Below are 20,698 nucleotides of genomic sequence, written 5' to 3'. Positions count from 1 at the left end.
CCATGGGTTATGCGCAGCGTGAGCTCTTCCCTGCCCCGCAGGGCGACCTGTTCGGGGAGAGCGACGAATCCCTGCGTCCCGTCTATCAGGTGAAGCGCGAGCACGTGCTGAACCGGCTGGTCGAGATGCTCGCCGACATGCGGGCCGCCGAGCGCTGGCCTTGGTCGGAGACGCGCGTGGCGCTCAATCGCGAGACCGTGTGGCCCTATTTGCTACGCCTTCTTCCGGAAGAGGAGGCCGAGCGGTGGCGGGCTGACCTTGAAGCCGAGACAGAACGGTTGGACGCGGCGGCGCCCGTTGATTGATCGGCCTGACCCTTTCGACCATTCGCCCGCGCAAGGGAGCCTGTTCGGCTCGGGCGAGGACCGCATGCAGGCGCCGCCTCCGCGGGCCGTGACCGTTGATCCCGCGCAGGTGAGGGTGCGGCTTGTCTCGCTGTTGGAGACGGCGCGCGCGGCCGACAGGATGCCATGGTCCGACCGCGACGCCCGCATGTGGCGGACGGTGTTCCCACAGATGGCGAACTGGCTGCCAGACGACGAAGCAAATCAGCTCCGCTTCGAATTCGCCAAGGAGTTCGATCGTCTGCTCAATGCAGCGTAGGACAAAAATCCCAACATTATACTTGACGTACCCACACGGCGGCCTTATCCTAGAGACACTAGGAGTTAAGCCGATGTCAGTCCTTTCCGAACCACACTTCCACGACGAAGTCGCAGCCTATGCCTGGGTCGAGGCCCGCATTTGGCCGGAGGGTCCAACTTGCCCGCACTGCGGTTCGGTCGAACGCATCGGCAAGATGGGCGGCAAGAGCACCCGGATTGGCACCTATAAGTGCTACGCGTGCCGCAAGCCCTTCACCGTGAAGGTCGGGACCATTTTCGAGTCCAGCCACGTCGCCTTGCACCTCTGGCTTCAGGCGATGTTCCTGCTCAGCTCGTCCAAGAAGGGCGTCAGCTCCAATCAGATCCACCGGACCTTGGGCGTCACCCTCAAGACCGCTTGGTTCATGACCCATCGCATTCGCGAAGCGATGCGCGACGGCGTTCTCGCGCCCATGGGCGGCGCTGGCGGCATCGTCGAGGCCGACGAAACCTATCTCTGGAAGCACGACGTCCCGCGCGAGCGGAAGACCAAGCGCTACAGTCCTGTCACCAAGGCGGGTCGCAGCGGTCCGGGCGGCAAGCGCGCGATTGTCTCGCTTGTCGAGCGCGGCGGTGCTGTCCGTTCCTTTCATGTCGAGAACGCCGACAAGCCGACCATCAACCAGATCGTCGGCGCGAACATCGCCCGCGAGACCCGCATCCACACTGACGAGAGCCGCCTCTATGGCGACGTCGCCGCTTCCTTCGCCTCGCATGAGACCGTAAAGCACTCCGCGAAGGAGTATGCTCGCGGCGACGTCTACACCAACTCGGCGGAAGGCTATTTCTCGATCTTCAAGCGGGGCATGAAGGGCATCTATCAGCATTGCTCTGAGAAGCACCTTCACCGCTATTTGGCTGAGTACGACTTCCGCTACAATCACCGCATTGCAGTCGGCCACGATGACGTGGCGCGCACTGAGGCGGTTGTCCTTGGCGTCGTCGGCAAGCGCCTGACCTACCGAACGACTCGTGAAGGGTGAGACCGGATGGCTACTAAGCCCAGAACTCGCCGCCCTAAGAGCGAAGAGAAAGAGAAGCAGAAAGCGCAATCCGAGCGGTTCATAGAAACCGCTCGGAAGCTTGAGGTTGACGAGAGTGGTCTTGGATTTGAATTCGCTGTTCGTAGGATTTTACAAGCGAAGCCCGTTAGCCGGAGTAAAAATTAGCCCGCCCACCTTCGGGGAAATAACTTTGGACTATCGGCGACCAACAGTGAGCGCCTGCGGGCGCTCCAAAATTTTCCAGACCTTTTGCTGAACCTATAATCGATCGTGCAAAATCCTCGCCGAATTTCTCATTTGCAAAGAAACGGCGGAATCCAAACGCACAAGCATCCGCAACCTGAACTAACGGATCTTCATCCTTTTCCACGAAATGAACAGAATTTCGTATTCTGGATATACTTACAACTCCCGACTGTACGCAATATCCAGCTTCAACATCTGCTGGCACGCACCTAAGATGAGATGGAGATAGGTGAATAGGATTGTTCTTCAAACCCATAGGGAGCTTTTTCAAAAACTTCCTCATCTTAGGGTCGTCTTCAGCCACCACAGTTGCCACTTCGCGAGGATGAGCGTGATTTCTAATATGTCGATCTGCGGTCGTTAGGCATAGGCCAAATGCCATTGCATGGTCCAATTGTGCTGGCGACATTTCCATCATGTCAGTTTTCGAATAATCACAAGCGCCGCGCCAACGAGCAGATAAGCAAACTGACATGCCTATTCTTATTGGAACGCTCATCATACACTTTAATAATGCCAACCTGTCGGTCATAGACCAACCATCTTGATATTTAGTTTTATTCAAAATGTCAGTTGCATGAAATACAAAATCTTTTTTAAACTGCGGTGGCACAGTATCATATATTTCTCGAACTAATGCCTCTGCAGACATAACGTGTTCATCGGCAGAGGCAATTATCCCAACAACAACAGTAACCGGTTCCGGGTCGGAAGTGCCGGCCTCATCCATAAAGATGTAACGCAATGGCCAATCCCCCCAGAGAGGACCGCCAAAAAATGCCTTCGAGCGGCCGTTGGTTCTCATGAGGCTAATCCAATTCCAATGGGTACGCAAAATATAATGGTAGGACAAAAATCCTTGACAGCGTGACGCTGCTCGGGTAGATTCCAGTCATTCTCCACGATCCCGCGCTGCGGCGGCCCTCTGGGCCGAGCCCGGCGCTATGGAGCCTGTCCCATGACGAGCGACGACATCGCCCGGCCCGCGCCGGGCCGCGCTTCTATGCGCCGGCCGAACCCGGCGCATGCGCGCAAACACATTCCCGAAGAGGTGCTGGCGGAGGCCAAAGACCTGTTCGAGACGACCGACATTCCGGTCACCGAGATCGCGCGGCGGGCGGGGCTGCACCGCTCGCTGATGGACCGCACCGTTCTCCGGGAGGGCTGGATCCGGCCGACCGCGAGGGCGCGGAAGGGGCGGGTGGCGGCCAGGCTTCGGGCGCGGATCGAGAAGGAGCTCTGTTCGGTCGAGATCTCGCTGGCGCACAGCCGCTCCAAGGCGGCGCGGGCGGCGGCGCGCGAATCGGCCGACACGCTGGCGAGCCTTCTGCGGACGCTGCGCGAGCTCAGGCGCCTCGATTTCGAGGAGGAGGCCGGCGCGCCGGACGAGGCCGAGCACGAGCAGAACCTCGACGTGTTGCGCGACAGGCTCGCTTCGCGGCTCGAGGAACTGCTGGCCGAGCATGAGGGGGCGGCGGCGCCCGGAGGCGGCGCGGGTCCGGTCCGGCGCGGCTGAGCCGCGCGGCCTCATTTCGTTCGCAGTGGCGCTTTAGTCCGGTTTCCGGGGGCGAAACGGAAAAAGGGCGCGCGCATGGCGTCAGTCGCGGTCACGGAACAGCCTCGGGTCGCAAGCCGTCTCCTGCTCTTCGGAGCCGGGGCCCAGCTCCTCGTCCTCGCGACCATCGTCGCCGCGCAGTTCCACTTCGTCTTTCCGGCCGAGGAGCAGAGCTCGCCGGCCGGCGTCTACGAGCTCGCGAACCTCGTGCTGGTCGCCGTCTTCGGGCTCGGCGCGGGGCTTTTGGGGGGCGGGACCCGCGCCCAGCGCGCGCCGCTGATCGCGGTCGGCGCGATGTTCGCGGCGGTGGCGGCTTACGAGATCCTCTATTGGGACGTCGAGACCTGGGGCGAGGACTGGGGCGCGCTCGCGCTCTGGACGCTGGCCTCGCTCGCACTGTTCGCGCTGTCGCGCAGCCGGCGGCTGCCGGCCTTCGCCTCCGCGCTGCTCGGCGTCGCGGCGCTCGCGAAGTTCGTGGCGCTCGGCGCCGACATCGCGGATGACGGGGGGCTGGCGCTCGACGCCGCCGATCTCGCGGAATCCTGGACCTATGTGGTGGGCACGGCGCTGTCTGGCGCGGCCGCCCAGCTCGGCGTGCTGTTCGTCGCCCGCCAGGCCGGCGGGCTGTCCTGGTCGAGCGAGCGGGGCGTCGGGGCGAGGCTCGCGGGGGCGCTCGCCGACGCGCGCTTCGCGGCCTGGCGGCGCGCCCATCCGGGCAAGACCTATGGCGACTATTACGGCCACAGGCTTTCCGCGCGGCTCGCCCGCGGAGGCTCGCACAAGACGCTCGGCGCGAAGGTGCATCGGCCGGGGGACGCCGGGGCGGCCGCGCGGAGATACGCGACGGAACAGTTCGCGCAGCGCGGGGCGCGCCACCGCGACTGGTTCTTCTCGCGCGGCGTGACGCCGGACATGTCCTGCGTCGACTATGGCTGCGGCAGCCTGCGGATCGGCCAGCATTTCATCCGGCGCCTCGAGCCCGGGCGCTGGATGGGGCTCGACGTGGTCGAGGCCTTCTACCGCGACGGGTTGGCGCTGATCGAGCCGGAGACGGTCGCGGAGAAGCGCCCGGAATTCGCGGTGATCTCGCCGGAGGGGCTCGAGGCCGCGAAGGCGCGCCGGCCGGATCTGGTCTACTCGACCGCCGTGCTGCAGCACGTGCCGCCGGGCGAGCTCGGCGTCTATCTCGGCAATCTCGCCGCGCTGATCGAAGGCGGCGGCGTCGCGGTCGCGAACTTCAAGCATACGCGGAAGCTCGTCCGCATAGGCCCGAACGCCTGGAGCCACGAGGCCGAGCGGATCGTGGCGGCCGCCGCGGAAGCCGATCCCTGGCTCGCGGTCGCGATCGAGGACGACGGGCAGGACGCCGACGAGGATTTCGCCCGAGCGACGCTCGTGATGTCGCGCGACCGCGCGGCGCTCGCGAAATGGGTCCGCCGTCCGCTCGAGATTTCGGGCGCCTGAGGGCGGTCGCCGGCGCCGGACCGCACCCTAGATGAGCGGCGGCCCGCTTTGACCGAGAAGGCCGCCGCCTGACCGAGCTCCGCCAGACGCTCCGCCGGCTCTATCATGGACGCAGCAGCGCGGCGCGGCGCTTCCAGCTCGCCGTGATCGTGATCGACCTCGGCATCATCGCGTTCTTCATCGCGAGCCCGCTGATCGTCGACGACCCGCTCTATTTATGGCTGGACTACGCCATCGCTTCCGTCATCGCGCTGGAGCTTGTCGCGCGGGCGCTCGCGAGCCATGACGCGCGCGCTTGGGCGCGCCAGCCCACCACGCTTGTCGACATGTTCGTGCTCGCCACCATGCTGGCGCCGCTGTGGCTCGCCAATCTCGGCTTCCTGCGCGTGCTGAGGATCTGGACGCTGTCGAAGAGCGACCTGATCTGGGCGCCCTTGCGCCGCCGCGGCTATCGCGACTGGGAGGACCCGGCGCGGGCGGTGGTCAACCTCGTGACCTTCCTGTTCGTGACGACCGGCTTCGTCTACACCTTCTTCCGCGGCGCGGAGGGCGTCTCGTCCTATGTGGACGCGCTCTACTTCACGGTCGCGGCCGTCACCACGACCGGCTTCGGCGACGTGACGCTGCCGGGGACGGCGGGCAAGCTCACCTCGATCGTCGCCATGATTGTCGGCATCTCGCTGTTCGTGCGGCTCGCCCAGGCGATCTTCCGGCCGCACAAGGTGACCTATCGCTGCCCACAATGCGCGCTGATGCGCCACGACCCCGACGCCGTGCACTGCAAAGCCTGCGGCGAGATGCTGAAGATCCCGGACGGGGACGAGGAGTGAGCGCGACGGCTTGCGCAGGCGGGCGTCGAGGCCTAGGCGAGGGACGGAAGGATGTCCGAATGACCCTGAGACGCGTCGCTCGCCTGTTCGCGCTCGGCCTCGTGGCCGTTCTCGCCTCAGCGCCCTCCCGCGCGGAGCCCGGCGCGACGAGCCGGGAGATGATCCTGGCCGATCCGGCCGCGCCGGTCGGGGGCGCGAAGGACGGCGACGTCACGATCGTGGCCTATCTCGATTACAATTGCGGCTTCTGCAAACGTTCGGCGCCGGCGCTCGAGAAGCTGGTCAAGACCGACGGCAAGATCCGTCTCGTCTACAAGGACTGGCCGATCCTGTCAGAGACTTCGATCGTCGGCGCCAAACTCGCGCTCGCGGCCAAATATCAGGGCAAGTACGAGGACGCCCACAAGGCGTTGATGGGGCTCGTCGGCGCCAAGGTCCCGGCGGAGAAGATGACCGCCGCGCTGATCTCGGCCGGGGTCGACATGACGCGGCTCAAGGCCGACGGCGCGGCCCATAACGACGAGATCACGGCGCTGCTCAAGCGCAACGACGCCCAGGCGCGCGGCATGCTGTTCCAGGGCACGCCGGTCTATCTCGTCGGGCCGCTGAAGGTCGCGGCGGCGCTTGACTATGCGGGCTTCAGGGACGCGGTCGCCCAGGCGCGGGAGCGGCAGGCGACGCGCTGAGGCGACGTCGACCGCCGGCGTTCCGGTCGCCGCGCTCCTTCCGGCCCGCGCGATGCGGCAACGAATGATCGACCGATCATCTCGGGTCTGGCATCTTTCGGGCGGCTTGGATCATCCAACTATCGGCGCCGGGGCTATCCCGACTGCGCCTCGAGCAGCGCCTTGAATTCCGGAACGCCGAAGGTCGCGATGATGTCATGCCGGTCGTCGAGGATCTCGTAGATCGGTCCGTCGACGTTGCGGTTGGTGAAATAGACGATCGCGTCGCGGTCGCCGCCGCCCTCCCTGTGCGGTTCGCCGCCGGCGGCGGCCGCGACGTAGCTGCCCACCGGGCGGATTTCCTTCAATGTTCCGTCCGGCCGGTAGATCCTGAGCTCGCCCTGCACCACGAAGGTCCGGTAGTCCGCCATGTGCCTGTGAAGCGCGATCCGCTCATTCGCGGCGAACCTGAAGAGCAGGTCGACGATGCGCGCCTCCTCGTCGACGCTCAGGATGCAATAGGCGATGTGGTCGAAGCCTTCGATGGTCCGCCAGGTGATGTCGCTGTCGTCGAAGCCGAACTCGGGCATCCTGTCCTCCGTGGTCGGGCGTCGGGCGCGCCCTCACGGCGAAGCTAGGCGTCTCGTCTGGCGTGCGCTTGCCATTCCGCGCCAAAAGGCGCCGGCGGTCCGGGGCGGGCGTTCGGGATGACCCACGCGCTCACCCGCGCCAGCACGGTCGGGCCGGTGGTCGAAATGGCGCGCGCGGCAGGCGTGCCCGTCCGCCGCCTGTTCCGCGACGCCGATCTGCCGGCCGGACTGCTCGACCGGCCGGACTCCCTCATCCTGCTGCGCGATCAGTTCCGACTGGTGGAGGGCGCCGCGCGGATGATCGGCGACGACGCCCTGCCGGCGCGGCTGTCGGCGTCGGCCGGGCTCGACGGCCTCGGCCCCTATGGACGCCACGTGATGTCGTTCCCCGATCTCGGATCGGCGATCTCGCTCGCCTATCGCGATTATGGCCGCCTGCTGCAGGCCTCAACCCGGATGGAGCTCAGGGTCCAGGACGGCATGGCGGTCTGGACCTATCGCATCACCGCGCCGCTCACCGTGGGCCGGCAGAAGAACGAGCTTCTCGCGCTGGGCTACATGCTCGACGTCGCCCGGCGCTTCGCGGGGAGCGCATGGGCTCCCGACCGCGTCGAGATTCCGGGGAGGCTCGCGGGGCGAGCCGCGATCGAGGATGTCTTCGCCTGTTCGGTCCGCACGGGCGCGGAGGCGGCGGTCGCTTTTCCCGCCGAATTCCTCGACTGTCCGGCGCCGATCCGGAGCCCGAAACTTGAGGATGGGGGGACTCCGGTTCCGGCCGCGACCGACGTTCCGGCGGTCGCGGGGCGCATGGTCGCGCTGGAGCGGCTCTGCGGACGTTCCGGCGCTTCGGCGGTCGCCGCCCGGATGGGCATGACGGTCCGCACTCTGCAGAGACGCCTCGCGGAGCGGGGGGCGACCTTCTCGGAGGTCGCGCGCCGGGCCGACGCGGCGGAGGCTGTGGCCCTGCTGGATCAAGGCCTGTCGGTCACCGAGACCGCCGACCGCCTCGGCTATTCCGACGCCGCGCATTTCTCGCGGGCGTTCCGCCGCTGGACCGGCCTTGCGCCGAGCCGCTGGTCCCGGGTTCGCCAGGGGTTTCCGGCGTTTCCTCCGCCTGAATCGACCATCACGAATAATAAAATTCCTATAGTAGGAAAATAAGCAGTGACAGCGTGACGCTGATCGGGTAGGTTTTGGTCATGCTCCACAGTTGCGCCGGAGGGGAAAGTCCTCCGGCGCCGGCTTCGGGAGGCGTTCATGGCGAGCGAACGGAATCGCCGTCCGGCGAACGCCCCGACGTCGCCCGAGACGCTGGCCGAGGCGCGGCGACTCTACGAGACGGACGGACTGACATTGGCCGGGATCGGCGAGCGGGTCGGGCTCCATGGGGTCACGGTGTGCCGCCTTGCGAAGAAGCATGGCTGGCGCCGGCCCGCGGCCGCGGAGAAGCGGCGCGCGCTGGTCTCGGCGATCCGCACGAAGGTCGACCGCGAGATCGCGGAGGTCGAGCGGGTCCTGAGCGCCGACGGCGCGCCGGGCGCCGCGGTCGAACGCTCGGCCCGGACGCTCGCGAGCCTCGTCAAGACGCTGCGCGAGCTCGCGAGGATAGACGAGGACGACGCCCGCAAGGCGGCCGGGCGCCGCGGCGCCGAGAGCGGTGAGGACGAGGATGACGCCGTCGCCGATCTCGACGCCCTCCGCGATGCGCTTGCGCGACGCCTTGATCGCCTGCGCGAAGAGCACGAAGCGTGACGCGATCCTCGCGGGGCTGAGGCCGCGCGACGTCGCCTGGGTCGCGGGCGAATGGGAGCAATGGGCGCGTGAGGACCAGAAGCCGCCCGCCGGGGACTGGACCACGTGGCTCGCGCTCGGCGGACGCGGCGCGGGCAAGACGCGCGCCGGCGCCGAATGGGTGAGGGGGCTGGCGCTCGGCCATCCGGGCTTCGGGCCGCTCACGACCGGCCGCATCGCGCTGGTGGGCGAGACCTATGCGGATCTGCGCGAGGTGATGATCGACGGGCCCTCGGGCCTGAGGGCCGTGCACGCCGGCGGCGAGCGGCCGAAATGGGAGGCGACCCGCAAGCGCCTTCTCTGGCCGAACGGCGTCGTGGCTCTGGGCTTTTCGGCCGAGGACCCCGAGGCGCTGCGCGGACCGCAATTCGAGGCCGCCTGGTCGGACGAGATCGCCAAATGGCGCCAGGGCGAGGAGGCGTGGGACATGCTGCAGTTCGGTCTCCGGCTGGGCTCACGGCCTCGCCAGGTCGCCACCACCACGCCGCGCGCCGTGCCGCTGATCAAGCGGCTGATGGCCGACGCCGGCGTGGTCGTCACCCGCGCCGCGACCCGCGCCAACGCCGCCCATCTCGCGCCGGGCTTCCTTCAGGCCGTGGTCGGGACCTATGCGGGCACGCGGCTCGGCCGGCAGGAGCTCGAGGGCGAGCTGATCGAGGATCGCGAAGACGCGCTCTGGTCGCGCGACGCCATCGAGGGCGCGCGGGTCCGCGCGGCGCCCGAGCTCACGCGGATCGTGGTGGCGGTCGATCCGCCGGCCGGCGGTTCGCGCCGCTCGGACGCTTGCGGGCTCGTGGCGGTCGGGCTCGGGACGGACGGCCGCGCCTATGTGATCGCCGACGAGACGCTCCACGCCTCGCGGCCGGAGCTCTGGGCCGCGCGCGCCGTCGCGCTGTGGCGCAGGCTCGGCGCCGACGCGCTGGTCGCGGAGGTCAATCAGGGCGGCGAAATGGTGCGCTCGGTGATCGCCGGGGTCGACCCCGGCGTCCCGGTCGTCGCGGTCCGCGCCACGCGCGGAAAGTGGCTGAGGGCGGAGCCGGTCGCCGCGCTTTATGCGCAGGGGCGTGTCCTCCATGTCGGCCCGCACCCCGCGCTCGAGGACGAGATGGCGGGGTTCGGCCTCGACGGCCTCTCGAACGGCCGCTCGCCCGATCGCGTCGACGCGCTGGTCTGGGCAGTGACCCATCTGATGCTGGGGGCGAAGGGCAGGGGACCGCGGGTGCTCGCGCTGTGACGCCTGCCTCGGGACAAAAAAGGGCGCGCCGCCCCGAGGGAGTGGGCCGGCGCGCCGGAGGCGTCCGGCCGCGGACTGGGAAGAACGCGGCCGAACGAGGTTGGAGCCGTCAGCTCTCGATCACGTAGACGATCTCGTAGGTGTCCGGATCGACGATGACGATCACGTCGTCGTCGGTGATGAAGTAACTGTAGGATTCGTATTCCGGCACGATCTCGACGATCGTCGGCGGCAGCCGCTGGATCGTCACGCCGCTGCGCGGAATCCGACTCCCGACCGAGATCGACACGCCGCCGAGGCTCGAGCGCGAGACGCGCGCGCCGCCGCCGGACTTCACGATCGTCTGCTTGATCGTGGTTTTCTGCTGGGTCGAGATGTTGACGTTCGTCTTGGACGAGCTCTTCGACGTCGAGCTGCTGGAGCTCGATGAGCCGGACTTCGACTTGTCGTCCATGCCGCCGCCGGCCTTTTCGCCGCCGCGGCCCTCGCCGGACTTCATGTCGCCGGACTTCATGCCGTCGGACTTGGAGTCGCCCGACTTCATGTCGCCCGACTTCATGTCGCCCGACTTCATGTCGTCGGACCTGGACTTGCCGCCCGAGCCGGACTTGTCGTCCATCCCGGACTTCTGTCCGCCCGAGCCGTCGCCCATTCCGGCGCCCGACTTCGACTTCTCGCCGCCGCCGGCGCCCGAACCTGAACCGGACTCCGAGGAGCGCGAGCCCGAACCCGAGCCGCCGCCGGCGTCCTGGCCTGCGCCCGAGCCCGAATCCATCTTGCCGGACGATCCCGACGATCCGCCTGCGCCGCCCGACGACGAGCCGCCTGCAGACGAGCCGCCCGAGGACGAACCGCCCGCGCCTGACTCCATCGAGGATCCGCCGGAGCTGGACCCGCCGGAGCTGGCGGCGCCCGAGCTGGAGCCGCCGGCGCCGCCCGCGGACGAGCCGCCCATGCTGGAGCCGGAGCCGCCCGAACTCGAACCGCCGCTCGACGAACCGCCTGCGCTTGAACCGCCCGACGACCCGCCGGAGCCCGAGCCGCCGCCGCTGGAGGCGCCGGATTTTTCCTGTGAGCCGCCGCCGCCGCCGCCGCTCTGCGCAAACGACATCGCCGGGGCCGCGACGATGGCGATCGCCGCGACAGTGCTCAACAACAGCTTTTTCATGAAACTTGCCCTCTGCGGCTGCGTCTCCGCCTGCCGCCTAGCGCGCCCTCGATGCCGGAACGCGATGATCACTCGATCGTTCCGCGCCGATCGGTGAAAAAAACACGTTCGACTGATCGCAAATGATGCTGCGGCGCAGCAGGATTGTGCGCCATTCATCTTTGGATGGGTGTGGATGATCCACGAAGTGCTTCAGGCATCGAGTATAATTGTCAGGGAGCCTCCATGCGCCTCGATCTGGGTCGATTGCTGGGATGGCGGCCGTCGCGCAAATCCGCGCCGCTCGGCGCGGTGGTGGCGCTGCACGCCTGTGGCCGTCCGGTCTGGACGTCGCGCGATCCCGCGACGCTCGCTCGCGAGGGCTATCAGCGCAATCCGGTGGTGCATCGCGCCGTGCGCATGGTGGCGGAGGCGGCCGGTGGCGTGCCGCTGACGCTGGCCGAGGGCGAGCGCGAGCTCGACCGGCACCCGCTCGCAGATCTGCTGGCCCGCCCGAACGCCCGCCAAGGCCAGGCCGGGCTGGTCGAGACGCTGGTCTCGCACCTGCTGGTCGCCGGCGACGCCTATGTGGAGGCCGTGTCGCTCGACGGCGCCCCGCGCGAGCTTCACGCGCTGCGCCCCGACCGGATGCGGCTCGAGGCCGGCCCCGACGGCTGGCCGGAGGCCTATCTCTATCGCGTCGGCGCCGAGGCCGTGCGCTACGATCAGCGCGCCGAGCCGATCCCGCCGATCTTGCATCTCTCGCTTTTCAACCCGCTCGACGACCATTTCGGGCTCAGCCCGCTGGAGCCCGCGGCCGCCGCCGTCGACCTCCACAACGCGGCCTCCGCCTGGAACAAGGCGCTGCTGGACAACGCCGCCCGGCCCTCGGGTGCGCTGGTCTACAAGGGGCCGGAGGGCGGCGGGCTCTCGGACGACCAGGTCGAGCGGCTGAAGGAGGAGCTCGAAGCGCAGTTCTCCGGCGCGGCGAACGCCGGGCGGCCGCTGCTGCTCGACGGCGGGCTCGACTGGCGGCCGATGTCGCTGACCCCGCAGGAGATGGATTTTCTCTCCGCCAAGAACTCCGCCGCCCGCGAGATCGCGCTCGCCTTCGGCGTGCCGCCGATGCTGCTCGGCATTCCGGGCGACGCGACCTACGCGAACTACGCCCAGGCCAATGTCGCGCTCTGGCGCCAGACCGTCATCCCGCTCCTGTCCCGCATCGCCCAGTCGGTCGCGACCTGGCTGTCGCCGGCCTATGGGGCGGAGCTGACCTTGAAGCCCGACCTCGACGCCGTCGAGGCGCTGGCCGAGGAGCGCGAGTCGCTCTGGCGGCGGGTGTCGGCCGCCGAGTTCCTGACCGACGACGAGAAGCGGGCGGCGGTGGGATATGGGGCGCGGGGCGGGTGAGCGCTCAGGCGAGACCGAGAAACGACGCCAGAGCGCGATCCACGCGACCCAGCGTCTCCTCATCCAGCGCGCCGATCCGGGCGCCGACCTTGCTTCGATGCAGGCTGCTGATCTTGTCGAGCATGATCTGCGAGCGCTCCCGGAGGCCGTTGGAGCGATGCGGAACGACGTCTATCCGAAGCGATGGGACGTCGAGCAGATGGGTGGTGAGAGGCAATAGGGTCACCGACTGGGTGTGCTCGAACTCGTCCGACTGCACCACCAGCGCCGGCCGAGGCTTGCCGAGATCGCCGCTGAACGCGACCGTGACTAGATCGCCGCGCTTCAATAGTCGGGCTCGTCGCGCATGAGGTCATCGAAGTTGGCGTCGAGCTCTCGCTGAAGCTGAGCCCCGTCGCTATCCGGATCAGCTTCTGCGGCCGCTACGATCAGAGACGCCCTCCGCGCCTCGGCCAGAAACGCGGCGCGCTCCTGGCGCTCGACATAGCCGCGCATGAACTCGCGCAGCACCTGGGCCGCCGGGCGGTCGGCGGCCTCCGTCGCCGCGGTGAAGGCGGCCTTGAGCTCCGGTTCGACCCGGAAGTTGAAGCTGTCCAGCTTCTGAGCGCGGTTCGCGCCGGCCATGGCGGGTCCTCCGCCCGCAAAAATAATGCATATGCATCGTGTGCACAATGCATGTGCGTCTTCGCGATCTCCGTTCGTCAGGATTACCCATGCCCCACCCGCTCCCTCGGGCGCGAGCGCTCGCGCCTGTCCGCTCTCCTGCGCCTGAACTGAAGCGCCTGCCGCTTGCGCCGGCGGTCTCGGCCGACGGCGCGATCGAGGGTTACGCCAGCCTGTTCGGGGTCGTGGATCTCGGGCGCGACCGGGTCGAGCGCGGCGCCTTCGCGGCGAGCCTCGTGCGGCGCGGGCCGCGCGGCGTGCGCTTCCTGTTCCAGCACGATCCGGCCGAGCCGATCGGCGCCTGGACGTCGATCTCGGAGGACGTCCGCGGCCTGCATGTCTCGGGCCGGCTCAACATGGCGGTTGGGCGGGCTCGCGAGGTGCATGCGCTGCTCCGCCAGGGCGCGCTGGACGGGCTCTCGATCGGCTTCCGGGCCGTGCGGAGCCTGCGCGAGGCCGGCGGCGTCCGCCGGCTGATCGAGATCGACCTCTGGGAGGTCTCGGTCGTGACCTTCCCGATGCTGCCCGACGCGCGGGTGGCGGCCGTGAAGCTCTCCCATCCGTCCTCCGCCGCCCGAGCGCGGCTTCTCCAGCCCCACGAGGCGACAAGATGACCTATGCAGACCTGCGCTCTCCCGAGACCAAGGCGGCCGAGGCCGCGCCGTCGAGCCTCGAGGTGGTGACCGCCTTCGACGACTTCATGCGGACCTTCGAGGCCTTCAAGGAGGTCAATGACGAGCGGCTCGCCGAGATCGAGGCGCGGCTTTCGCCCGACGCCGGGACGACCGAGAAGCTCGCCCGGCTCGACGACGCGCTCGACCGGCAGCAGCGCGCGCTCGACCAGCTGACGCTCAAGAGCCGCCGTCCGGCGCTCGAGGCCGGCGGCCGCGAAAGCGCGGCGCGGGGCGAGCATAAGGCCGCCTTCGACGCCTATGTCCGGCGCGGAGAAGCTGCGTCGCTGAAAGGCCTGGAGGCCAAGGCGCTGGTCGCCGGGACCGACGCCCAGGGCGGCTATGTCGTGCCGGAGGTGACGGAGCGGGAGATCGGCCGGCGCCTCGCCGAGGTCTCGCCGATCCGCGCCATCGCGACCGTGCAGGCGATGACGGCGTCGGTCTACCGCAAGCCGTTCGCGACCGAAGGCTTCGCCTCCGGCTGGGCGGCCGAGACCGCGACCCGCTCGCAGTCCGCGACCCCGGTGCTCGACGAGCTCGCCTTCCCGGCCATGGAGCTCTACGCCATGCCGGCCGCGACCCAGACGCTGCTCGACGACGCAGCGGTCGACCTCGACCAGTGGATCGCCCAAGAGGTCGAGACCGCCTTCGCCGAGCAGGAGAGCGTCGCCTTCGTGACCGGCGACGGGACCTCGCGGCCGCAGGGCTTCCTGACGCCGGCCAAGATCGCGAACGCGTCCTGGGAGTGGGGCAAGATCGGCTATGTGGCGACCGGGACCGCCGGCGCCTTCGACGAGGACGAGCCCGGCGACAGTCTGCTCGACCTGGTCTACGCGCTGCGCTCGGGCTATCGCCAGAATGCGAGCTTCGTGATGAACCGCCGCAGCCAGGCCGCGGTGCGCAAGCTCAAGGACGCCGAAGGGCGCTATCTCTGGGAGCCGCCGGCGGGCGGGAACGGGCCAGCGACGCTGCTCGGCTTCCCCGTGGTCGAGGCCGAGGCCATGCCCGACATCGCCGACGGCGCGCACGCCGTCGCGTTCGGCGACTTCAGGCGCGGTTACCTGGTGGTGGACCGCATCGGGGTCCGGGTGCTGCGCGACCCGTTCACCGCCAAGCCCTATGTGCTGTTCTACACCACCAAGAGGGTCGGCGGCGGAGTGCAGGACTTCGACGCCATCAAGACGCTGAAGTTCGGCGTGAGCTGAGCGGGCGTGGCTTTTCCTCCCCCGCGCCAGCGGGGGAGGGGGACCGCGAAGCGGTGGAGGGGGCGGCCGCCGGCGACGACGTGGAAGTGTCTGGCGTCGTCGCGCCGGCCTCCTCCACCATGCTCCGCATGGTCCCGCTCCTCCGCAAGCGGAGGAGGATCAAGTTGCGCGCCGCCGTCGGCGCGCGATCAGTTCGGCGTCGCGAGGAAGAAGGTGTCGGCGAAGTTGGTGCCTTCGGTGAACACGATGCGGCCCTGGCTGATCGAGCGGTCGCCGACATAGGGCAGATAGTAGTCCGCGCCGCGCGCCACCCGCCGGATCGTGCCGCCGGGCTTGTCGACGAAGAACACGTCCTGCTGCAGCTGGCCTGCCTGATCGTAGCTCGCCGTGAAGGCGAGGCCGCTGGCGTCGAGGCCGTAGCCCAGGAAATTGAAGAAGAGGCTCGATCCGCCGGGAATCTTCGTCTTGGTCGTCGCGTAGGCGGCGGCGAAGTCCAGATCCTTGACCTTGAAGAGGCCGTAGAGCGCCGTGCCGGGATTGTCCGCGGCGATGGCGATCTCGCTGGAGCCGACCGCCGCGGAGGCGCTGAAGATCCGCGTGTGCTTCGCCTTCCCGCCGCCCTCGAGCTTGGTCATGTTGTCTGAAAGGTCCGCGAAGCCCTTCTCGCGGAACACAGCGTTCGGGCCGCTGACGGGGTCGAACAGGCCGCCCGCATAGAACGTGACGTCCGACTTGCCGACACTGGGTTGTGAATAGAGGCCGAAATAGTCGTCGGCGGGTCCGTTCGGCGTGCGGGCGTCGAGCAAAGTGTCGGTCGCGTCGATCACTGTCTTGAGGCCGGTCCCGTCGACCTTGGCCTTGAAGATTCCCGTCGCGTTGTCGGGGCTCAACCCATAGAACGCGATGATCTCGCCGTTCGTCGACGCGTGGCGCAGATCCTTGAAGATGCGCGATCCGCCTCCCGGCATCCGGGTCCTGGTCGAAGCGATCAGCGACACGGCGCCGCCGCGCACGCCGACCGTGTAAAGGCCGAAGACCCTGTCCTTGTCCCAGCCGTAGAACGCGACGGTCTCGCCTCCGACGGTGGTCGGGAACGCGGAGGTGGAGAATCCGAACTCGGTGAACTTGCCCTTGCCGCCCGGGATCTTGGTCTCCGTGCCGGCGAGCTTGCGGATCTTCTTGGTGGAGATCTGGTAGCTCCAGATCCCGTCGGCCGGGCCGCTCCGCGAGGTGAAGACAACGAAGTCGCCGGAGATGCTGGGCGGTCCGAAAAGGTTGTATCCGACGCAGCAGGGCAGGTCGGGGCGGCTCTTGCCCTTCAGCGGCGCGATGATCTTGTAGTTCGCGGCCTCGGCGGCCCCCGCCAGGCATGCGAGGGCAAGAACGGTGACGCCGAACGCGGCGCAGACGCGCCTCATGATAAGCAACATCCCGCCCCTCCGATATAATCGTTCGATAAAGACTTTCTGAGACGCGCCCGGAAGCTGGTGGATGTCTAGCACCGCGGCGACCGGCTCACAATCGACTGGACGCTGTATTTGACGGCGCCGACACGACGACTTGGTGACGGCTGGCGGCCTGTCGGCGTCACGCCAGACCCGAAAGAGGCCCCGATGCCCGCCATTCTCTTGACCGCGCCCGCGGCCGAGCCGGTTTCGCTCGCCGAGGCGAAAGCCTTTCTGCGCCTCGAGCACGACGCCGAGGACGCGCTTGTGACGGAGCTCGTCTCCGCCGCCCGCGCACGGGTCGAGAATCTCACCCGCCGAGTGCTGGTCGCCCAGCGCTGGCGGCTCGACGCCGCCATTCCGGACGACGGCGGCGCGATCGCGCTGAAGCCGCGGCCGGTGCGCGAGGTCGAGATCGTCAGGCTGGTCCGTTCCGATGGGACGCGCGAGACGCTCGACGAGGACGACTGGCGCTTCGACTGGGCGGGCGAGCGGCTGACGGTCCTGAAGCCCGCGGCCGCCCGTCGCGCGGAGATCGACCTCGCGGTCGGCTATGGCGATCCCGACCAGGTCCCGGAGTCGCTGCGCCTCGCCGTGAAGCGGCTCGCCGCCGACGCCTTCGAGCGTCGGTCCGGGGCCGACGGCCCGCCGGTCGACGTGTCCGGCCTCGTCGATCCCTATCGGGACATCCGGCTGTGAGCGCGCCCGCCCCGCCGGGCGCGCTGCGCCGCCGGATCGCGATCGAGGCTCCGGCCGACGTCGCGGACGGCGCCGGCGGCGTGATGCGCGGCTTCGCGGCGCTGGCCCAGGTCTTCGCCGCGGTCGAGCCGCTTTCGGCGCATGAGGCGCAGGCCGGCCGGGCGCTCGGGCTGAACCGGCTGTGGCGCGTCACGATCCGCGCGCGCGGCGACGTCACCGGCGGCCATCGGGTGGTCTGGCGCGGCCGCGTCTTGGACGTGCTCTCGGTCCGCCCGCTCGACGCGGATCTGCGCTTCGAGGAGCTGCTCTGCGAGGAGACCGCGCCATGAGCTCGCCCGCGCTTGCGCTCCGCGCCGCGATCCATGCCCGGCTCGTCGCCGACGGCCCGCTGCTCGCCCTGCTCGGCGGGCCGCGGGTCTATGACGAGCCGCCGCGCGGCGCCGCGCCGCCTTACGTCGTGCTGGCCGAGTGCCGCTCGGCGGACGTCTCGGGCGACGAGACGCCGGCCGAGGAGCACCGCGTCGCGCTCGAGATCTGGTCGCGCGAGGGCGGGCTGTCCCAGGCGCTGAAGGTCTCCGACCGCGTGGCGCGGGTGATCGACGGCGCAGCGCTGGCGCTCGACGGCTCTCGGCTCGCCTCGCTCGCCTGGACCGGCGCCGAGGCCGCGCGGGAGACGGACGGCAAGCTTCGGCGGGCGGTCGTCACTTTCCGCGCGGTGACCGAGCCGGAGCCGTAGGGCGCGGCCAATCAATCCCCCTCTCCCGCTTGCGGGAGAGGGTCGGGGTGAGGGGCCATCGACCTCTTCGCCGGATCCTGACGCCCCCTCATCCTTACCTTCTCCCGCAAGCGGGAGAAGGGGGCTTCGACGACCGCGCAAGATCATCAAGGAATCGGAAAGATGGCCATCCAGAAGGGCAAGGACCTGCTGCTCAAGATTGCGGACGGCGCGGGCGGCTTCGAGACCGTCGCCGGGCTGCGCTCGCGCCGGCTCGCCTTCAATTCCGAGACCGTCGACGTGACGCATTCCGAGAGCGCCGGGCGCTGGCGGGAGCTGCTGGCGGGGGCCGGCGTGAAGCGGGCGAGCGTCGCGGGCGCCGGCGTGTTCCGCGACGGCGCCTCGGACGCGCTGGTGCGCGGGCTGGTGTTCTCCGGCGAGGTCGCCGAGTTCCAGATCGTGATCCCGGATTTCGGGCGCGTGGAGGGGCCGTTCCAGGTCGCCGCGCTCGAGTTCCGCGGAGAGCACGCCGGCGAGGTCGCGTTCGACCTCTCGCTCGAAAGCGCGGGCGCGCTGAGCTTCACGGCGATCTGAACCCGCCGCCTCATGTCCCGGCCTTGAGCCGGGACCCATTTGGCTCAGTCGTTGCGGAATGATGCTCGACCGTCGTCTCGCCTCTTCCGAAAGCGATCCGCTGGATGGGTCCCGGCTCAAGGCCGGGACATGAGGGAAGCGGTTCGGCGCCAGCCTTCTGAAGGATCGCTCATGCCCTTAAACCGCCGCCGCGGCGAGGTGGAGGCCGTGTTCGACGGCCGGCCGCGCCGCCTGGTCCTCAGCCTCGGCGCGCTGGCCGAGCTCGAAGGCGCGTTCGAGGTCACCGACCTGACGGCGCTCGCCGAACGCTTCGAGAGCGGCCGGCTGTCGGCTCGCGACCTCGTCAGGATACTGGGCGCGGGGCTGCGCGGCGCGGGGGAGGAGATCTCTGACGTCGAGGTCGGCCGTCTCGCCCATGGGGACGGCGCGCCGGGCTTCGTGCGCGCCGCCGCGGCCCTGCTCGGCGCGACCTTCGGGGGCGGGGAGGGCGGGCCCGCGGAGGCGGGCGGCCCTTTCCCTGGGACGAGGTGACGGGCTTCGGGCTCGGCGTGCTGCGGCTGCCGCCGGAGGCGTTCTGGCGCGCGACCCCGGCCGAGATCGCGGCCGCGGCGCGTGGAATGGCGGGGCCGCGGGCTCCGGCGATGCGGCGCGGCGAGCTCGACCGTCTGATGGCGCGCTTCCCCGATCATGCGGAGACGAAACATGGCTGAGGGTGATCCGGTCGTCGTCAATGTCCAGGTCGACGCGAGCGCACTGCGGCGCGAGCTCACCGAGGCCGAGCGGCTGTCGCGCAGCTTCGGCTCGGCGCTCGGCGACGCGCTCGAGGCCGGCGTGGTCAGGGGACGGTCGCTCGGCGACGTGCTGCGCGGGCTCGGGAGCCGGCTCTCCGAGATCGCGCTGTCGGCGGCGCTGAAGCCGGTCGAGAACGCCTTCGGCTCGATCTTCTCGAGCCTGACGCGGGGCGCGCTCGGCGGGATCTCTCCGGTTGGCGCCGGCGGGCTCACCGCGCCGGCGTCGCTGGTCTCCGGTGGCGCCGGCCTCGCGAGCGTCCCGCCCGCGCCGGCCGTCGCTTCGGAGGGTTCGCACGCTTCCGCGCCGACGCCTTTCGCCGGACCGATCACCGTCAATATCTCGACGCCCGACGCCGAGAGTTTTCGGCGCTCCGAGGCGCAGGTCACCGCCGCGCTCGCCCGCGCCGTCGCGCGGGGGAGGCGGGGGCTGTGAAACCTTCTCCCCTTGAGGGAGAAGGTGGCCCCGAAGCGGCCGGATGAGGGGCGTCTCGGCCATCCTCGACGGCGACAATGCGCCTCATCCTGAACTGCCCCCTCACCCCGACCCTCTCCCGCAAGGGGGAGAGGGGGACTTCCACGTAGCGGCTTCAGCCTGAGCGCTGAAACCAGGCGTCGCTCGAGAAGGATCTTCTTGAATGACCCCCTTCCACGACATCCGCTTTCCGACCGACATCGCGCGCGGGGCGCGCGGCGGGCCGGAGCGGCGGACCGAGATCGCGACGCTGGGCTCGGGCTTCGAGGAGCGCAACGCCGTCTGGGCGCATTCGCGCCGGCGGTGGGACGCGGGGCTCGGCGTGCGGACCTTCGCGCAGCTTTCCGCCGTCGTCGCCTTCTTCGAGGAGCGGCGGGGCCGGCTGATCGGCTTCCGCTTCAGGGACCCGCTCGACCATTCCTCCGCGGCCCCAGGCGCAGGGATTTCGCCGGTGGATCAGCTGCTTGGGGCGGGCGACGGCGAGACGCGGCGCTTCGCGCTGCGCAAGACCTATGGCGGCGCCTTCGACCCCTACCGGCGTCCGGTGCGAAAGCCGGTCGCCGGGACCGTGAGGGTCGCGGTCGGCGGCGTCGAGACCGCGGCTTTCGCGCTCGATCTCGCGGACGGTTCGGTCGTGCTGGACGCAGCGCCGGATGCGGGCGTCGCGGTCGCCGCGGGCTTCGAGTTCGACGTCCCAGTCCGCTTCGACACGGACCGGCTGGAGATCGATCATTCGGCCTTCGAGGCGGGCTCCGCGCCGGCCGTGCCGCTGGTGGAGATCAGGCTGCCCTGAGCGCCGCGCCCATGTCCCGGCCTTGAGCCGGGACCCATTGAGCGCAGCCGTTTCAGGCAGATGCTGAGGG

General features: G+C 69.1%; 27 protein-coding genes. 21 read left to right on the top strand and 6 right to left on the bottom strand.

Annotated elements, in window-relative coordinates; all coding sequences use genetic code 11:
* Positions 1-2 precede the first annotated feature (2 nt).
* The 3 genes from EK403_RS01040 to EK403_RS01030 all read left to right on the top strand — a co-directional run bounded on the left by EK403_RS01040 (position 3) and on the right by EK403_RS01030 (position 1,627).
* Positions 3-305 (top strand): hypothetical protein, encoded by a 303-nt coding sequence (locus EK403_RS01040; protein ID WP_128775652.1) that lies wholly within the window; start codon positions 3-5, stop codon positions 303-305.
* Positions 298-603: a hypothetical protein gene (locus EK403_RS01035; protein WP_128775651.1), complete on the top strand. Its 306-nt coding sequence runs from the start codon at positions 298-300 to the stop codon at positions 601-603. Before EK403_RS01040 ends, EK403_RS01035 begins: the two co-directional genes overlap by 8 nt.
* 73 nt (positions 604-676) lie before the next feature.
* Positions 677-1,627: an IS1595 family transposase gene (locus tag EK403_RS01030; RefSeq protein ID WP_128775650.1), complete on the top strand. Its 951-nt coding sequence runs from the start codon at positions 677-679 to the stop codon at positions 1,625-1,627.
* A gap of 166 nt (positions 1,628-1,793) precedes the next feature.
* Here EK403_RS01030 and EK403_RS01025 read toward each other — a convergent pair whose 3' ends face one another.
* On the bottom strand, positions 1,794-2,699 hold the full coding sequence (locus tag EK403_RS01025) for a DUF3800 domain-containing protein (protein WP_128775649.1): 906 nt from the start codon (positions 2,697-2,699) through the stop codon (positions 1,794-1,796).
* 153 nt (positions 2,700-2,852) lie between these two features.
* Between EK403_RS01025 and EK403_RS01020 the strand changes: the two genes are divergently transcribed.
* The 4 genes from EK403_RS01020 (at position 2,853) to EK403_RS01005 (ending at position 6,429) form a co-directional block, all read left to right on the top strand.
* The gene (locus tag EK403_RS01020; protein ID WP_128775648.1) at positions 2,853-3,410 is read left to right on the top strand and encodes a hypothetical protein; all 558 of its coding nucleotides are present in this window, start codon (positions 2,853-2,855) and stop codon (positions 3,408-3,410) included.
* 75 nt (positions 3,411-3,485) lie between these two features.
* Positions 3,486-4,913, top strand: coding sequence for a class I SAM-dependent methyltransferase (locus tag EK403_RS22075; RefSeq protein WP_164919449.1), 1,428 nt, complete (start codon positions 3,486-3,488; stop codon positions 4,911-4,913).
* A 68-nt stretch (positions 4,914-4,981) separates the two neighbouring features.
* The gene (locus tag EK403_RS01010) at positions 4,982-5,743 is read left to right on the top strand and encodes a potassium channel family protein (protein ID WP_128775647.1); all 762 of its coding nucleotides are present in this window, start codon (positions 4,982-4,984) and stop codon (positions 5,741-5,743) included.
* Positions 5,744-5,802: 59 nt separating this feature from the next.
* Positions 5,803-6,429: a DsbA family protein gene (locus tag EK403_RS01005; RefSeq protein WP_128775646.1), complete on the top strand. Its 627-nt coding sequence runs from the start codon at positions 5,803-5,805 to the stop codon at positions 6,427-6,429.
* Between the two features lie 134 nt (positions 6,430-6,563).
* On the opposite strand, the gene EK403_RS01000 is transcribed toward EK403_RS01005, so the two are convergent.
* Entirely contained in the window at positions 6,564-6,998 is a 435-nt protein-coding gene (locus tag EK403_RS01000) for a cupin domain-containing protein (RefSeq protein WP_128775645.1), read from the bottom strand.
* 117 nt (positions 6,999-7,115) lie between these two features.
* On the opposite strand from EK403_RS01000, the gene EK403_RS00995 reads away from it, so the two are divergent.
* From EK403_RS00995 to EK403_RS00985, 3 genes are all read left to right on the top strand, one after another.
* Positions 7,116-8,159 carry an AraC family transcriptional regulator gene (locus tag EK403_RS00995; RefSeq protein WP_128775644.1) on the top strand — a complete coding sequence of 348 codons (1,044 nt, stop codon included), beginning with the start codon at positions 7,116-7,118 and terminating at the stop codon, positions 8,157-8,159.
* Between the two features lie 96 nt (positions 8,160-8,255).
* Positions 8,256-8,750, top strand: a complete 495-nt coding sequence (locus EK403_RS00990; RefSeq protein ID WP_128775643.1) for a hypothetical protein — start codon at positions 8,256-8,258, stop codon at positions 8,748-8,750.
* The gene (locus tag EK403_RS00985; RefSeq protein WP_128775642.1) at positions 8,701-10,023 is read left to right on the top strand and encodes a DNA-packaging protein; all 1,323 of its coding nucleotides are present in this window, start codon (positions 8,701-8,703) and stop codon (positions 10,021-10,023) included. The genes EK403_RS00990 and EK403_RS00985 overlap by 50 nt, the downstream gene beginning before the upstream one ends.
* Positions 10,024-10,132: 109 nt before the next feature.
* On the opposite strand, the gene EK403_RS00980 is transcribed toward EK403_RS00985, so the two are convergent.
* Entirely contained in the window at positions 10,133-11,191 is a 1,059-nt protein-coding gene (locus tag EK403_RS00980) for a DUF1236 domain-containing protein (protein ID WP_245479436.1), read from the bottom strand.
* 225 nt (positions 11,192-11,416) lie between these two features.
* Here EK403_RS00980 and EK403_RS00970 point away from each other — a divergent pair, with 225 nt between their 5' ends.
* Positions 11,417-12,580 (top strand): phage portal protein, encoded by a 1,164-nt coding sequence (locus EK403_RS00970; protein WP_128775639.1) that lies wholly within the window; start codon positions 11,417-11,419, stop codon positions 12,578-12,580.
* A 4-nt stretch (positions 12,581-12,584) separates the two neighbouring features.
* Here the strand turns inward: EK403_RS00970 and EK403_RS00965 are convergent, their stop codons facing one another.
* Entirely contained in the window at positions 12,585-12,908 is a 324-nt protein-coding gene (locus EK403_RS00965) for a type II toxin-antitoxin system PemK/MazF family toxin (protein ID WP_128775638.1), read from the bottom strand.
* On the bottom strand, positions 12,905-13,204 hold the full coding sequence (locus EK403_RS00960) for a hypothetical protein (protein ID WP_128775637.1): 300 nt from the start codon (positions 13,202-13,204) through the stop codon (positions 12,905-12,907). The genes EK403_RS00965 and EK403_RS00960 overlap by 4 nt, the downstream gene beginning before the upstream one ends.
* 89 nt (positions 13,205-13,293) lie before the next feature.
* Here EK403_RS00960 and EK403_RS00955 point away from each other — a divergent pair, with 89 nt between their 5' ends.
* Positions 13,294-13,857, top strand: a complete 564-nt coding sequence (locus EK403_RS00955) for an HK97 family phage prohead protease (RefSeq protein ID WP_128775636.1) — start codon at positions 13,294-13,296, stop codon at positions 13,855-13,857.
* Positions 13,854-15,119 carry a phage major capsid protein gene (locus EK403_RS00950; protein ID WP_128775635.1) on the top strand — a complete coding sequence of 422 codons (1,266 nt, stop codon included), beginning with the start codon at positions 13,854-13,856 and terminating at the stop codon, positions 15,117-15,119. Before EK403_RS00955 ends, EK403_RS00950 begins: the two co-directional genes overlap by 4 nt.
* A gap of 188 nt (positions 15,120-15,307) precedes the next feature.
* On the opposite strand, the gene EK403_RS00945 is transcribed toward EK403_RS00950, so the two are convergent.
* Complete coding sequence (locus EK403_RS00945; RefSeq protein ID WP_128775634.1) at positions 15,308-16,537, bottom strand: hypothetical protein; 1,230 nt, start codon at positions 16,535-16,537, stop codon at positions 15,308-15,310.
* 195 nt (positions 16,538-16,732) lie between these two features.
* On the opposite strand from EK403_RS00945, the gene EK403_RS00940 reads away from it, so the two are divergent.
* The 8 genes from EK403_RS00940 (at position 16,733) to EK403_RS00905 (ending at position 20,628) form a co-directional block, all read left to right on the top strand.
* On the top strand, positions 16,733-17,263 hold the full coding sequence (locus EK403_RS00940; RefSeq protein WP_128775633.1) for a head-tail connector protein: 531 nt from the start codon (positions 16,733-16,735) through the stop codon (positions 17,261-17,263).
* Positions 17,260-17,592 carry a phage head closure protein gene (locus EK403_RS00935; RefSeq protein WP_245479435.1) on the top strand — a complete coding sequence of 111 codons (333 nt, stop codon included), beginning with the start codon at positions 17,260-17,262 and terminating at the stop codon, positions 17,590-17,592. Before EK403_RS00940 ends, EK403_RS00935 begins: the two co-directional genes overlap by 4 nt.
* On the top strand, positions 17,589-17,999 hold the full coding sequence (locus EK403_RS00930; RefSeq protein ID WP_128775632.1) for a DUF3168 domain-containing protein: 411 nt from the start codon (positions 17,589-17,591) through the stop codon (positions 17,997-17,999). The genes EK403_RS00935 and EK403_RS00930 overlap by 4 nt, the downstream gene beginning before the upstream one ends.
* Before the next feature lie 162 nt (positions 18,000-18,161).
* On the top strand, positions 18,162-18,572 hold the full coding sequence (locus EK403_RS00925) for a phage major tail protein, TP901-1 family (protein ID WP_128775631.1): 411 nt from the start codon (positions 18,162-18,164) through the stop codon (positions 18,570-18,572).
* Positions 18,573-18,743: 171 nt separating this feature from the next.
* Entirely contained in the window at positions 18,744-19,103 is a 360-nt protein-coding gene (locus EK403_RS00920; protein ID WP_128775630.1) for a gene transfer agent family protein, read from the top strand.
* Positions 19,100-19,282 (top strand): phage tail assembly chaperone, encoded by a 183-nt coding sequence (locus tag EK403_RS00915; protein WP_128775629.1) that lies wholly within the window; start codon positions 19,100-19,102, stop codon positions 19,280-19,282. The genes EK403_RS00920 and EK403_RS00915 overlap by 4 nt, the downstream gene beginning before the upstream one ends.
* Positions 19,275-19,796, top strand: a complete 522-nt coding sequence (locus tag EK403_RS00910; protein ID WP_128775628.1) for a phage tail tape measure family protein — start codon at positions 19,275-19,277, stop codon at positions 19,794-19,796. Before EK403_RS00915 ends, EK403_RS00910 begins: the two co-directional genes overlap by 8 nt.
* A gap of 202 nt (positions 19,797-19,998) precedes the next feature.
* The gene (locus tag EK403_RS00905) at positions 19,999-20,628 is read left to right on the top strand and encodes a DUF2460 domain-containing protein (RefSeq protein WP_128775627.1); all 630 of its coding nucleotides are present in this window, start codon (positions 19,999-20,001) and stop codon (positions 20,626-20,628) included.
* The last annotated feature ends 70 nt before the right edge of the window (positions 20,629-20,698 follow it).

Origin of the sequence: Hansschlegelia zhihuaiae (assembly GCF_004103825.1) — a bacterium.
Taxonomy (GTDB): domain Bacteria; phylum Pseudomonadota; class Alphaproteobacteria; order Rhizobiales; family Methylopilaceae; genus Methylopila; species Methylopila zhihuaiae.
Note: the sequence above shows the minus strand (reverse complement) of the source record. Positions and strands in the feature narration are given on the sequence as shown.

What these genes read in the sequence shown, in the direction of transcription:
- EK403_RS01040 (WP_128775652.1), top strand. Translation starts at nt 3, where the DNA reads ATGGGTTATGCGCAGCGTGAGCTCTTCCCTGCCCCGCAGGGCGACCTG.
- EK403_RS01030 (WP_128775650.1), top strand. Translation starts at nt 677, where the DNA reads ATGTCAGTCCTTTCCGAACCACACTTCCACGACGAAGTCGCAGCCTAT.
- EK403_RS01025 (WP_128775649.1), bottom strand. Translation starts at nt 2,699, where the DNA reads ATGAGAACCAACGGCCGCTCGAAGGCATTTTTTGGCGGTCCTCTCTGG.
- EK403_RS01020 (WP_128775648.1), top strand. Translation starts at nt 2,853, where the DNA reads ATGACGAGCGACGACATCGCCCGGCCCGCGCCGGGCCGCGCTTCTATG.
- EK403_RS22075 (WP_164919449.1), top strand. Translation starts at nt 3,486, where the DNA reads ATGGCGTCAGTCGCGGTCACGGAACAGCCTCGGGTCGCAAGCCGTCTC.
- EK403_RS01005 (WP_128775646.1), top strand. Translation starts at nt 5,803, where the DNA reads ATGACCCTGAGACGCGTCGCTCGCCTGTTCGCGCTCGGCCTCGTGGCC.
- EK403_RS01000 (WP_128775645.1), bottom strand. Translation starts at nt 6,998, where the DNA reads ATGCCCGAGTTCGGCTTCGACGACAGCGACATCACCTGGCGGACCATC.
- EK403_RS00995 (WP_128775644.1), top strand. Translation starts at nt 7,116, where the DNA reads ATGACCCACGCGCTCACCCGCGCCAGCACGGTCGGGCCGGTGGTCGAA.
- EK403_RS00990 (WP_128775643.1), top strand. Translation starts at nt 8,256, where the DNA reads ATGGCGAGCGAACGGAATCGCCGTCCGGCGAACGCCCCGACGTCGCCC.
- EK403_RS00985 (WP_128775642.1), top strand. Translation starts at nt 8,701, where the DNA reads ATGCGCTTGCGCGACGCCTTGATCGCCTGCGCGAAGAGCACGAAGCGT.
- EK403_RS00980 (WP_245479436.1), bottom strand. Translation starts at nt 11,191, where the DNA reads ATGAAAAAGCTGTTGTTGAGCACTGTCGCGGCGATCGCCATCGTCGCG.
- EK403_RS00970 (WP_128775639.1), top strand. Translation starts at nt 11,417, where the DNA reads ATGCGCCTCGATCTGGGTCGATTGCTGGGATGGCGGCCGTCGCGCAAA.
- EK403_RS00960 (WP_128775637.1), bottom strand. Translation starts at nt 13,204, where the DNA reads ATGGCCGGCGCGAACCGCGCTCAGAAGCTGGACAGCTTCAACTTCCGG.
- EK403_RS00955 (WP_128775636.1), top strand. Translation starts at nt 13,294, where the DNA reads ATGCCCCACCCGCTCCCTCGGGCGCGAGCGCTCGCGCCTGTCCGCTCT.
- EK403_RS00950 (WP_128775635.1), top strand. Translation starts at nt 13,854, where the DNA reads ATGACCTATGCAGACCTGCGCTCTCCCGAGACCAAGGCGGCCGAGGCC.
- EK403_RS00945 (WP_128775634.1), bottom strand. Translation starts at nt 16,537, where the DNA reads ATGAGGCGCGTCTGCGCCGCGTTCGGCGTCACCGTTCTTGCCCTCGCA.
- EK403_RS00940 (WP_128775633.1), top strand. Translation starts at nt 16,733, where the DNA reads ATGCCCGCCATTCTCTTGACCGCGCCCGCGGCCGAGCCGGTTTCGCTC.
- EK403_RS00930 (WP_128775632.1), top strand. Translation starts at nt 17,589, where the DNA reads ATGAGCTCGCCCGCGCTTGCGCTCCGCGCCGCGATCCATGCCCGGCTC.
- EK403_RS00925 (WP_128775631.1), top strand. Translation starts at nt 18,162, where the DNA reads ATGGCCATCCAGAAGGGCAAGGACCTGCTGCTCAAGATTGCGGACGGC.
- EK403_RS00920 (WP_128775630.1), top strand. Translation starts at nt 18,744, where the DNA reads ATGCCCTTAAACCGCCGCCGCGGCGAGGTGGAGGCCGTGTTCGACGGC.
- EK403_RS00910 (WP_128775628.1), top strand. Translation starts at nt 19,275, where the DNA reads ATGGCTGAGGGTGATCCGGTCGTCGTCAATGTCCAGGTCGACGCGAGC.
- EK403_RS00905 (WP_128775627.1), top strand. Translation starts at nt 19,999, where the DNA reads ATGACCCCCTTCCACGACATCCGCTTTCCGACCGACATCGCGCGCGGG.